Source organism: Actinomadura roseirufa, assembly GCF_900659635.1.
GTDB classification, from domain to species: domain Bacteria; phylum Actinomycetota; class Actinomycetes; order Streptosporangiales; family Streptosporangiaceae; genus Spirillospora; species Spirillospora roseirufa.
On the sequence record NZ_CAACVB010000246.1, the window covers coordinates 1 to 10,867 of the forward strand.

At 72.3% G+C, this 10,867-nt stretch carries 11 protein-coding genes; 7 read left to right on the plus strand and 4 right to left on the minus strand.

Annotated elements, in window-relative coordinates; translation table 11 throughout:
* The 7 genes from E1291_RS33405 to E1291_RS33435 form a co-directional block, all read left to right on the plus strand.
* On the plus strand, positions 1-353 hold a 353-nt coding region (locus tag E1291_RS33405), incomplete at its 5' end, for a zinc-binding dehydrogenase (protein ID WP_165495409.1).
* Positions 354-445: 92 nt separating this feature from the next.
* Positions 446-1,294: an MBL fold metallo-hydrolase gene (locus E1291_RS33410; RefSeq protein ID WP_131742071.1), complete on the plus strand. Its 849-nt coding sequence runs from the start codon at positions 446-448 to the stop codon at positions 1,292-1,294.
* Positions 1,295-1,322: 28 nt separating this feature from the next.
* Complete coding sequence (locus E1291_RS33415; protein WP_131742072.1) at positions 1,323-1,763, plus strand: RidA family protein; 441 nt, start codon at positions 1,323-1,325, stop codon at positions 1,761-1,763.
* Positions 1,760-2,839: an alanine racemase gene (locus E1291_RS33420; protein WP_207401074.1), complete on the plus strand. Its 1,080-nt coding sequence runs from the start codon at positions 1,760-1,762 to the stop codon at positions 2,837-2,839. Before E1291_RS33415 ends, E1291_RS33420 begins: the two co-directional genes overlap by 4 nt.
* The gene (locus tag E1291_RS33425; protein WP_131742073.1) at positions 2,839-3,597 is read left to right on the plus strand and encodes an SDR family NAD(P)-dependent oxidoreductase; all 759 of its coding nucleotides are present in this window, start codon (positions 2,839-2,841) and stop codon (positions 3,595-3,597) included. Before E1291_RS33420 ends, E1291_RS33425 begins: the two co-directional genes overlap by 1 nt.
* Positions 3,598-3,609: 12 nt before the next feature.
* Positions 3,610-4,902 carry an alpha-glucosidase/alpha-galactosidase gene (locus tag E1291_RS33430; RefSeq protein WP_131742074.1) on the plus strand — a complete coding sequence of 431 codons (1,293 nt, stop codon included), beginning with the start codon at positions 3,610-3,612 and terminating at the stop codon, positions 4,900-4,902.
* 80 nt (positions 4,903-4,982) lie between these two features.
* A complete protein-coding gene (locus E1291_RS33435) occupies positions 4,983-6,005 on the plus strand; it encodes an amidohydrolase family protein (RefSeq protein ID WP_131742075.1) in 1,023 nt (340 codons plus the stop codon).
* Positions 6,006-6,034: 29 nt separating this feature from the next.
* Here the strand turns inward: E1291_RS33435 and E1291_RS33440 are convergent, their stop codons facing one another.
* From E1291_RS33440 to E1291_RS33455, 4 genes are all read right to left on the minus strand, one after another.
* Positions 6,035-6,907 carry a carbohydrate ABC transporter permease gene (locus E1291_RS33440; protein WP_207401075.1) on the minus strand — a complete coding sequence of 291 codons (873 nt, stop codon included), beginning with the start codon at positions 6,905-6,907 and terminating at the stop codon, positions 6,035-6,037.
* On the minus strand, positions 6,904-7,848 hold the full coding sequence (locus tag E1291_RS33445) for a carbohydrate ABC transporter permease (RefSeq protein ID WP_242614540.1): 945 nt from the start codon (positions 7,846-7,848) through the stop codon (positions 6,904-6,906). Before E1291_RS33445 ends, E1291_RS33440 begins: the two co-directional genes overlap by 4 nt.
* A gap of 8 nt (positions 7,849-7,856) precedes the next feature.
* The gene (locus E1291_RS33450) at positions 7,857-9,143 is read right to left on the minus strand and encodes an ABC transporter substrate-binding protein (protein ID WP_131742077.1); all 1,287 of its coding nucleotides are present in this window, start codon (positions 9,141-9,143) and stop codon (positions 7,857-7,859) included.
* A gap of 426 nt (positions 9,144-9,569) precedes the next feature.
* Positions 9,570-10,634 carry a potassium channel family protein gene (locus E1291_RS33455; RefSeq protein WP_165495410.1) on the minus strand — a complete coding sequence of 355 codons (1,065 nt, stop codon included), beginning with the start codon at positions 10,632-10,634 and terminating at the stop codon, positions 9,570-9,572.
* Positions 10,635-10,867: the final 233 nt, after the last annotated feature.

Below are 10,867 nucleotides of genomic sequence, written 5' to 3' on the forward strand. Positions count from 1 at the left end.
CCGACGACACCGGCCCGGTGCTGCGCGGCGAGTTCGACGTGGTCTTCGACGCGGTCGGGCTGCCGGGCACCCGCGCCGACGCGCTCGCCCGGCTCGCGCCCGGCGGCACCGCCGTCGGGCTCGGCCTGGCCAGCGCCGACCCGGGCTTCGACGCGGCCGATCTCGTCCGCGGCGAGAAGCGGCTGCTCGGCTCGTTCGGGTACACCTCCGGTGAGTTCGCCGCCGCCGTCGGGCTCGCCGCGGACTGGGACCTGAGCTGGGTGGACACCTACCCCCTCGGCGACGGTGCCAAGATCTTCACCGACCTGATGAACGGCGGGACCGAACCGGTCAAGGCCCTGCTCGCGCCGTAGGGCCCGGCCAGGGCCCACCCGGGGTCCGTCCAGGGCTCGCGCCGGGCGCACGCCCCGGCGCGAGCCGGGAACACGAGCGATGGGAGACGCTCATGAACGTCAGCGCGGGCTTCCGCGAGCTGGCCGTGCCGCCCGGGACGGTGGGCCTGTGCGCCCTCGGGCAGGCCGGATTCCTGCTGAAGGGCTCCGGCGGGACGGTCGTGGCGGTCGATCCGTACCTGTCGGACCGGCTGGCGGCCGACTCGGAGTTCGGCCCGCCCGGCCGGTGGGCGCGCCGGTTCCCGCCGCCGTTCGCGCCCGCCGACCTCGACGTGGACGTGGTGGTGGTCACCCACGAGCACGCCGACCACTTCGATCCCCTGACGCTGGCTCCCGCGCTCGCGCGCCGCCCGTTCACGGTCGTCGCGCCGCCCGTCCTGGAGGACGAGGTGAAGGCGCTCGGCGCGCGGTTCCTGCCCGCGCACGCGGGACGGCCGCTGGAGGTCGAGGGCGTCCGCGTCCACCCCGTCCCGGCCGCGCACTCGCCCGAGTACACCGGCCCCGAATGCTACGACGTCATGGTGCAGGACGGGGCGCACCGCTTCCTCGGCTACGTCGTCGAGGTCGACCCCGGCGTCACCGTCTACCACGCGGGCGACACCGTCCTGCACCCCGAGATCGACCGGGCCCTGGAGGGGCTCCGGCCGCGGGTCGCGCTGCTGCCGGTCAACGGCCGCGACCGGATCCGCGAGGAGCTCGGGATCGTGGGCAACCTGACCGTCCGGGAGGCGGCGCACCTGGCCGCCCGGGCGGACGCGCGCTGGCTGATCCCGAGCCACCACGACCTGTTCGCCGTCAACGCCGAGTCGGTGACGGCGTTCGTCGACACGCTCGACCGCCAGTTCTCCGACCAGGAGTACTTCGTCCCGAAGGTCGGGCGCGCGGTCGTGCTGGGAGTCTGAGCCGTTCCGACAGCCTGAGAGGGCCGCAATGCCATCCACAGCCGAATCCCCCGCCGCCGGGTCCGCCGCCGGAGGGCCCGCCAAGGAGATCGTCACGTCCGCGGCGGGGGCGCCGCCGGCCGGCGCCTACTCCCCCGCCGTCCGGGCGGGGGACTTCGTGTACATCTCCGGTCAGGGGCCGCTGGACCCCGCGACCGGGGAGATCGTCCCCGGCGACGTCGCCGCGCAGACGGAGCTGACGCTGGCGAACCTCGCCGCGCTCGCGCGCGCCGCAGGCGGTTCGCTCGCCGACGCCGTGAAGGTCAACGTCTACCTGGCCGACATCGCGGACTTCGCCGCCTTCAACGCGGTCTACGCGGCGGCCGTGCCCGAGCCCCGGCCCGCCCGCACCACGGTCGCGGCGGGACTGAACGGCATCCTCGTCGAGATCGACGCGGTGCTGCACCTGCCGCGCGAAGGAGGATCGTGACCGTCCCCTATCCGGAGCTCGACACCCCGGCGCTCATCGTCGACCTGGACGCCGCCGAGGCGAACATCGCCGAGATGGCGGGGGTCGCGGCCGGGCACGGCGTGCGGCTGCGCCCGCACGTCAAGACGCACAAGATGCCCGACGTGGCCCGCCTGCAGCTGGACGCGGGCGCCGCCGGCATCACCTGCGCCAAGCTCGGCGAGGCGGAGGTGATGGCCGACGCCGGCTTCGGCGACATCCTGCTCGCCTACCCGCTGTGGGGCCGGGCGAAGACGGCGCGGCTGGCCGCGCTGCGCGAGCGGGCCACCGTCCGGGTCAGCCTCGACTCGGCGGAGGTCGCCGAGCAGCTCGGCAAGGCGGCCGGGCGGACCGACCCCGTCCCGGTGTTCGTGGAGGTCGACACGGGCATGCACCGCCTCGGCCGGCCGCCGGGCGCGCCGACGGCCGAGCTCGTCGCCGACGTCCGCGCCGTCCCCGGCGTGCGCGTGGCCGGGCTGCTCACCCACGCCGGCCACTCCTACCGGTCGGCGTCGGCGGACGAGCTGCGCGCCACCGCCGAGCGCGAGGTCACCGACCTCGTCGAGACCGCGCGGCTGTGCGGCGGCGAGCTGGAGATCAGCGTGGGCTCCACGCCGACCGCGCGGTACGGCGCGGCGGTGCCCGGCGTGACCGAGATCCGGCCGGGCACGTACGTGTTCAACGACGCCACGATGATCCGGCTCGGTGTCGCCACCGAGCGGACGGCGGCCGCGCGGGTGCTGGTGACCGTGGTCGCCCGCCCCGCGCCGGACCGGTTCGTGGTGGACGCGGGCAGCAAGTCCCTCACCTCCGACGGCGCCGGGACGCCCGGCTGGATCATCGTCGCCGGGCGGCCGGAGCTGACCATGCGGTTCCTCAGCGAGGAGCACGGCGTGGGCGGCTGCGAGCCGGGGGCGGGGCCGGAGATCGGCGAGCGGCTGGAGCTCATCCCGAGCCATGTCTGCCCCGTCTGCAACCTGGTCGACACGGCGTACGGGGTGCGCGGCGGCCGGCTCGACCGCGAGCTGGCCGTCACCGCCCGGGGAAGGGTGCGCTGATGCGCGGGCTGACCGGCAAGAACGTCCTGATCACGGGCGGCACCAGCGGGATCGGCGCGGCCGCGGCGCGCCGGTTCCTGGAGGAGGGCGCCCGGGTCTTCGTCTGCGGCCTGGACGGCGTCGGCGAGGTCGTCGCCGAGCTGTCCCCGCTCGGCGAGATCGCCGGGACGCGGTGCGACGTGAGCCGGGAGGACGACGTCGCCCGGCTCGTCGCCGAGGCCCGTGCGGCGCTCGGCGGCCTCGACGTGCTGATCAACAACGCCGGGACGTCCTGGCGCGAGCCGTTCCTGGAGATCACCCCGGCGCACTGGGACACGATCATCTCGGTGAACCTGCGCGGGATGTTCCTGGTGGGCCAGGCCGTCAGCAAGGTCATGGTCGACACCGGCACCCGCGGCTCGATCGTCAACATGGCCTCGACGAACGCGCTCGGGGGCGAGGAGGACTACGCGCACTACAACGCGTCCAAGGGCGGCGTGCTGCTGCTGACCAAGACCATGGCGGTCGAGCTCGGCCGGCACGGGATCCGCGTCAACGCGGTCTGCCCCGGCTACATCAGGACGCCGCTCAACGCCTCGATCGAGGCGACGCTCGACCCCGACTTCGTCGCCGCCTACCAGCGCGACCACATCCCTCTCGGCCGGGCCGGGCAGGCCGCGGAGGTCGCCTCCGCCTACGCCTTCCTCGCCTCCGACGAGGCCTCGTTCGTTCACGGAGCCGAGCTGGTCATCGACGGCGGCCAGCTCGCGATCATGTAAGGGACATCCCGTATGGCACGCATCGTCTTCATCGGCGCCGGAAGCGTCGAGTTCACCAAGAACGTCCTGTCCGACATCCTCACGCTGCCCGGCCTGGGCGGCTCCACCCTCGTCCTGCACGACATCGACGCCGGGCGGCTGGCGACGGCCGAGGCCATGGCGAACTGGATGGTCTCCCACCTCGGGCTGCCCGCCAAGGTCGAGGCGCACACCGACCGGCGCGCCGCGGTCGACGGCGCCGACTACGTCATCAACGAGATCGCGGTCGGCGGCTTCGCGGCCACCCAGATCGACTTCGAGGTGCCCGCCGGGTACGGGCTGCGCCAGACGATCGCCGACACGCTCGGGATCGGCGGCATCTTCCGGGCGCTGCGCACGATCCCGGTGATGGTGGCGCTCGGCAACGACCTCGCGGAGCTGGCGCCGGACGCGCTGCTGCTCAACTACACCAACCCGATGACGATGATCCCCCGCGCGGTGTACGAGGGGACGCCGTTCCGCAACGTCGTGGGCATCTGCCACTCCGTCCGGGACACTCAGGAGCGGCTGGCCGGGCTCGTCGGCGTTCCCGTGGAGGAGGTCGGCTTCGTCACCGCCGGCGTCAACCACCAGGCGTTCGTGCTGAAGTTCGAGCGCGCCGGGGAGGACCTGTACCCGCGGCTCGCCGAGGTGGTCGCCGCCGACCCGGCGCTGCGGCGCACCGTCCGCGCCGAGGTGTTCACCCGGTTCGGGCACTTCCCCACCGAGTCGTCGGTGCACGGGTCGGAGTACCTGCCCTGGTTCCTGCGCCACGACGACCAGATCGAGCACTTCGGCATCCAGGTCGGCGCGTACCTGGAGTGGTCGCGGGAGAACCTCGACACCTACGAGCGGACCCAGAAGCGGCTGGCCGCGGGCGAGGGCGTGGAGATCGAGCCGATGTCCGAGCTGGCCTCGGAGATCATCCACTCGATCGAGACGGGCACCCGCCGGATCGTGCACGGCAACGTCCGCAACGACGGGCTCATCACGAACCTGCCCGCGGACGCCTTCGTGGAGGTGCCCTGCGTGGTCGACCGGAGCGGCGTCCAGCCCACCCGGATCGGCGCGATGCCGGCGCAGCTCGCCGCGCTGAACCGCACGTTCCTGAACGTGGGCGAGCTGACCGTCCGGGCGGCGCTGGAGGGCCGGCGCGACCACGTGTACCACGCGGCGATGCTCGACCCGAACGCCGCGGCGACGCTCACGCTCGCGCAGATCCACGACCTCGTCGACGACATGATCGCCGCGCACGGCGACACCCTGCCGGAGGGCGTCCGGCGCTGATCCGACCAACGGTCACACGGCGTGCCCGGTCATGACCCCCCTCATGGCCGGGCACGCCGCGGTACGACGGGAGTGAGGAAATGGAGCTGAGCCAGTACAGGCCCCGGACGCGGTTGCGCGTGCCGGGGTCTCGCGTCGAGAGGGCCTCCGTCCCGGCGGTCGACGCGCACAACCATCTCGGGCGGTGGCTGACGGGCGACTGGTCCGTCCCCGACGTCGGCGCGCTGCTCGCCGTGATGGACGAGTGCAACATCCGGACGATCGTGAACCTCGACGGCCGCTGGGACAAGGAGCTGGAGGACAACCTCGACCGCTACGACCGCGCGCACCCCGGGCGGTTCCTGACGTTCTGCCACGTCGACTGGGACGAGCTGGACCGCGGCGGCGAGGCGCTGGCGGCGAGCCTGCGGCGGTCGGTGGACGCCGGGGCGCGCGGGCTGAAGGTCTGGAAGGACCTCGGCCTGCACGTGCGGGACGCCGCCGGGCGGCTCGTCCTGCCCGACGACCCGCGGCTCGGCGAGCTGTGGGAGGCGGCCGGTGAGCTGGGCGTCCCGGTCGCGATCCACACCGCCGACCCGATCGCCTTCTTCGACCCCGTCGACGCCCGCAACGAGCGGTACGAGCAACTGCTCGCCCACCCGGACTGGTCGTTCGCCGACGCCGACCGCTTCCCCCGCTTCGAGCGCCTCATGGACGCGCTGGAGGCGCTCGTCGGCGGGCATCCCCGTACGACGTTCATCGCCGTCCACGCGGGCTGCCAGGCCGAGGACCTCGGCCGGGTCGCGCGGATGATGGAGGCGTACCCGAACCTGCACATCGACATCGCCGCCCGCATCGCCGAGCTCGGCCGGCAGCCGCGCGCCACCCGCGACCTCATCCTGCGGTTCCCCGGCCGGGTGCTGTTCGGCACCGACGAGTTCCCGCCGAACCCGGAGACCTACGCGACGCACTTCCGGTTCCTGGAGACCCTCGACGAGCACTTCCCGCACTCGGCCGACGACCCGCCCCTGATGGGCCGCTGGCACATCAGCGGGCTGGGCCTGCCGGGGTACGTGCTCGCGCAGGTCTACGCCTACAACGCCGCCCGCCTCATCGGAACCTGAGGCGGGCGGCGTCTCCGGGCCCCCCGGGCTCAGCCCTTGACCGCCCCGGCCAGCGCCTGCACGAACCTCCGCTGGCCGATGAGGAACACGATCAGGACCGGGACGGTGGTGAGCACCGTCCCGGCCATGATCTGCGGCCAGTCGGCGCGGTGCTGCCCCTGGAAGGTGGTGAGGCCGGCCTGCACCGTGAGGTTCTCCTTGGACGTGATCGCCACCATCGGCCAGAACAGGTCGTTCCAGGCGTAGATGAAGGTGATCACCGCGAGCGCGGCGAGCGCCGGCCGCGCGACCGGCAGCACGACCCGGAAGAACACTCCCCAGCGGGAGCAGCCGTCCATCCGGGCCGCCTCCTCCAGTTCGGGCGGGAAGTTCTGGAAGAAGGACGTCATCAGGTACACGCCGAGCGCGGAGGCGAGCTGCGGCGCGATCAGCGCGCCCAGCGTATTGATCATGTGCAGCTTGTGGAAGATCAGGAACGTGGGGATCACCGTGAGCTGGAACGGGATCAGCGTCGTCGCGATGACCAGGACCAGCGCGACCCGGCGGCCGACGAACCGCAGCCGGGCGAACGCGTAGCCCGCCATGCTGCAGAGGATCACCTGCGACACCACGATGGCGCCCGCGACGATCACGCTGTTGAGGAACCAGCGCGGGAACTCCGAGTCCGACAGCAGCTCCCGGTAGCCGGTGAGGTCGACTCCCGGCGGGAGGATCGGCGGCGGGAACCGGTTGAGCTGCGCCCTGGTCATGACCGAGGCGCCCAGCATGTACACGAACGGCACCACCATCAGCAGCGACAGCGGCAGCAGCGCCAGATGCCGCGGGCTCGGGAGCCGCCGGGAACGGCGGCCCGCCGCCTGCGCGGCGGCGGGCCGGCCCCCGGTCATGGGTGCGGTGGTCACAGCAGGAACCCCTTCCGGCGGCCGAAGACCAGGCCGATGACGATGGCCGCCAGGCTGCCCGCGAACAGCGCGTACGCGACCGCGGCGCCGTAGCCCGCGGTGAAGTACTCGAAGGCCAGCTGCCAGACGTAGTAGACGATCGTGATCGTCGAGTTGACCGGCCCGCCCTTGGTCGAGGTCATCAGCAGGTCGAAGAACTGGAGGCAGTCGATCAGCCCCCAGACCGCCAGGAACATCGAGATCGGCCGGACGGACGGGACGACGATGTGCCGGAACGTCCGCCACGGGCCCGCGCCGTCGATGGAGGCGGCCTCCATGACCTCCTTCGGGATCTCCTGGAGCGCGGCCAGGTAGATCACGACGTTGAATCCGAACTGCGTCCAGATGAAGATCCCGGAGATGACGAGCATCGCCTGCGACGGGTCGTCCAGGAAGCCCTGGGCGGGCAGCCCGGTACGGGTCAGCAGCCCGTTGACCACGCCGAAGTCCTTGTCGAACACGAAGGCCATGAGCAGTCCCTCGGCCGCGGCCGAGGCGACGAACGGCACGAGGAAGCACGCCCGGTAGAACCCGATGCCCTTGATCGGCTTGTTCAGCAGCAGCGCGACGGCGAGACCGAGCGCCAGCGAGATCGGGATGTAGAGGGCGATGAGCTCCAGGGTGTTGCGGATCGACTTCCAGAAGACCGGGTCGTCGGCGAGCGCGCGGTAGTTGTCGAGCCCGACGCTCTGCCCCTCGGTCACGAGGTCGGAGTCGGTGAGCGACAGCCGGAACGCCCAGCCCATCGGCAGCAGCGAGAACCCGAGCACCAGCAGGGTGGACGGCCCGGCGAACGACCAGCCGGCCGCCTGCTCGGCGGCGCGGCGGCGCGGCGGCCCGCCGCGGCGGGAGCCGCCCCGGCCCGGACGGGCGGCGGCGGGCCGGCCCTGCTTCTTGGTCACGACCGCGCTCATTGGCCGGGCACCGCCAGCAGCGCGTCGGACTTGCGGGCGGCGTCGTCCAGGGCGGCCTTGGGGTCGGACCTGCCGAGCAGCGTCGAGGCGATCGCCTCGGCCACGAACGAGGAGACGCGCGGGTACTTGGCGGTCACCGGCCTGATCTGCTTGGCGTTGGCGAGGTTGTCGGTGGCCACCCCGATGCCCGGGTACTTCTTGAGGAACTCCTGGTAGCCGGGCTGCTGCAGGATCGACCGCCGCGTGGGCAGGGCCCCGGTGTCCTTCATCCACACGAGCTGCTGCTCCGGCTGGGTCAGCCAGGTGAGGAACTCGACGGACGCCTTGATCCGCCGCGAGCCGTGGTCGAAGACGGCCCAGTTGTCCGGCCCCGACACCGTCTGGTGGTCGCCGTTCGTGCCGGGCAGCGGCGCGAAACCGTAGTCGATCTTCGCGGCCTGCACGTCCGGGAGCACCCACGGACCGGCGAGGAAGAGCCCGAGCCTGCCGGACTCGAACAGCTTCTGGCCCTTCTCCGCGGGACTGGAGTCGATGTAGACCGACTTGTCCTGGACGGCCATCTGCTGCATCACCGAGAGCGCCTGGGCGCCCTGCGGGGAGTTGAACGCGGCCTTCTTCCCGTCGGGCGACAGGATCGAGCCGCCGTGCTGCCACACCAGCGGCCACAGCAGCCAGGTGGTCTCCTCACCCCCGCTGATGGCGAACGTGGTGCCGTAGGTCTTGGTCTTGGCGTCGGTGAGCTTGCGCGACATCTCCCGGAAGTCGTCCCATGTCCAATTCGGCGAGGGTGGCTTAATATTGGCCTCGGCCAGCAGCTTCTTGTTGTAGAGAACCGACAGGGCGTCGACGGCGGAGGGGAAACCGATCACCTTGCCGTTGATCGTCGAGGACTGGCGGGTGTTGGGCCAGAAGTCGTCCCACTTGACGTTGGGGCCGCTGATGTAGCGCTTCAGGTTGGGCACCTTGGGACTGCGCGCGAGCGCGGCGCCCCACGAGCCGTACATGTAGGCGATGTCGGGGTGGGTGCCGGCGGCGAACCCGGCCGTGACCTTGGGGAGCATGGTGTCGGCGGTCGCGCCGCCGGAGTCGGTCTTGACCTTGATGTCCGGGTGGGTCTGGTTGAACGACGCCACCAGCTTCTCGATCGACTTGGCCGCGGTGTCGTCCTGACCGTGCCAGAGCATGAGTTCGACGGGGCCGCCTGAGTTCCCGTCCCCGGACGAGGAACAGGCTGCGGCGGCGCCCAGGAGCACCGCCGCGAGGATCGGCACGAGATTCTTCAACGGGGTTCCCTCCGTCGGCTCACTCCGAAAATCCGCGATCTCCGAACATCCGCGTTTCTGATGATCCGCGGGAGAGTTTCCGCGATACGGAATGCTATTCCAGGATGCGGCAAAGTTAGCAGGCTGTTCACGGACCGGTCAAGGCTCGGGCGCACTCCGCGAACGTGAACATCCACGGTCAGGCCAGGTCAGGACGGTCGTCGTCCGCCGGGCGGCGCGACGCCCCTCCCCGGACGGGAGCGGGACGCCATACCCCCTACCCTCGCGAATGTGGCCAGGCGCGGCCCGTGCCGCCCTCTCCCAGGGAAGCAGGGCCTGACCGGTCCAGGACGCGGCCGTCCCTGGCCAGGCCATGGACATCCGTCCGATGTCCGCTCTTCGGCGCCGGACGACCGCCCAGTGGGCACCGGCGGGGACGGCCGCCGCTCAGGCCGGGAGCTCGTGCCAGGGGATGTCGGGACGGCCGGGCGCGACCACGGCCAGCGACTGGCCGCCGCGGATCACCTCGCCCGGCTCGGCGGCGAGCCGGAACCGCGCGTTCGGCCGATGCGACTCCCCCACCGCCAGCAGCGTGCTCCCGCGCCGCAACAGGAAGATCGCCACGTCGAGGCGGGGCCACTCGCCCACGCCGGCCGGGACGTCGACGCGGAACAGCGTCGAGTCGGCGTCCAGCGTGCTGGCCAGGTTGTGGTAGATCGACGCGACGCCGGGGTTGCGGATCGCGACCGCGACGACGGCGGGATCGTCCACGTCGACCGGCTCGATGTCGGGCCCGATCAGCCCGAGCGCCTCGGTGATCTCCGCGCGCCGCCCGCCGTCGTGGACCCCGGCGAGCAGGTGGACGGGCGGGTCCCCGTACCGGCGCAGGTAGGCGACCACGTGCAGCATCACCCGGACGGTCTCGTCGTCGGTCCGGCCGACGACGACCACCGTCCGCGCGTCCTGCAGGCAGGCCCGCTCGAACGCGGTGTCGTCGAAGGCGACCACGTCGTACAGCCCGGGGTCGGGGTTCTCGCCGGCCAGCTGGTCCGGCCAGAAGACCGTGACGACGGGGGTCCGCGCGTACTGGGGGTCGGCGCGGAGCTGGCCGATGATCCCTCGCAGGCCGTCGCGGTCGTAGCCGACGGTCACGAGGTGTCCCCGGTGGTGCAGCCGGGCATGCCCGTTGGCCTTCATCGTCCTGCCCTTCGCCATCCAGAGCGTCAGCTCGGCGAACAGCACGAGCCCCGCGGTGAGCCCGGCCATGATGACGATCGCGCCGCCGATCCGGCCGCCGGCCGAGGTGGGGAACAGGTCGCCGTAGCCGGTGGTCGTGCCGCTGACGAAGAAGTACCAGAGGTACTCGTGCGGGCTCTTGATCTCGGCGCCGGGCTCCTCGAACACCGCGATCAGCAGCCAGCCCGCGAGGAACGCCGCCAGCAGCACCAGCGCGGGCGCGCGCCAGGTCCGGGCGGTGATCCGGTGGACCAGGCGCATCAGCACGATCGGCATCCGCGCAGCGTGGCAGGGGGATGAAACGGGCGTCAACCCCCAATTCGGCCACCGGCCGTGACGCCTTCCCGGCCACATCCGGCCGGAGCCCGCCGCCGGGCCGCCGGAACGGCCCACGCGGGCTCAGCCGACCAGACCCCGCCCGAGCACCCGGTCGAGGGCGGCCGCGACCTCGGCCGACAGGTCGCCGTCCCGTCCGTCGCCGCCCGGCGGGCGGCCGCCCCGGCCGCCCG

Excerpts from the sequence above, each read along its gene's own strand:
- E1291_RS33410 (WP_131742071.1), top strand. The coding sequence starts at position 446 with ATGAACGTCAGCGCGGGCTTCCGCGAGCTGGCCGTGCCGCCCGGGACG.
- E1291_RS33415 (WP_131742072.1), top strand. The coding sequence starts at position 1,323 with ATGCCATCCACAGCCGAATCCCCCGCCGCCGGGTCCGCCGCCGGAGGG.
- E1291_RS33425 (WP_131742073.1), top strand. The coding sequence starts at position 2,839 with ATGCGCGGGCTGACCGGCAAGAACGTCCTGATCACGGGCGGCACCAGC.
- E1291_RS33430 (WP_131742074.1), top strand. The coding sequence starts at position 3,610 with ATGGCACGCATCGTCTTCATCGGCGCCGGAAGCGTCGAGTTCACCAAG.
- E1291_RS33435 (WP_131742075.1), top strand. The coding sequence starts at position 4,983 with ATGGAGCTGAGCCAGTACAGGCCCCGGACGCGGTTGCGCGTGCCGGGG.
- E1291_RS33455 (WP_165495410.1), bottom strand. The coding sequence starts at position 10,634 with ATGCCGATCGTGCTGATGCGCCTGGTCCACCGGATCACCGCCCGGACC.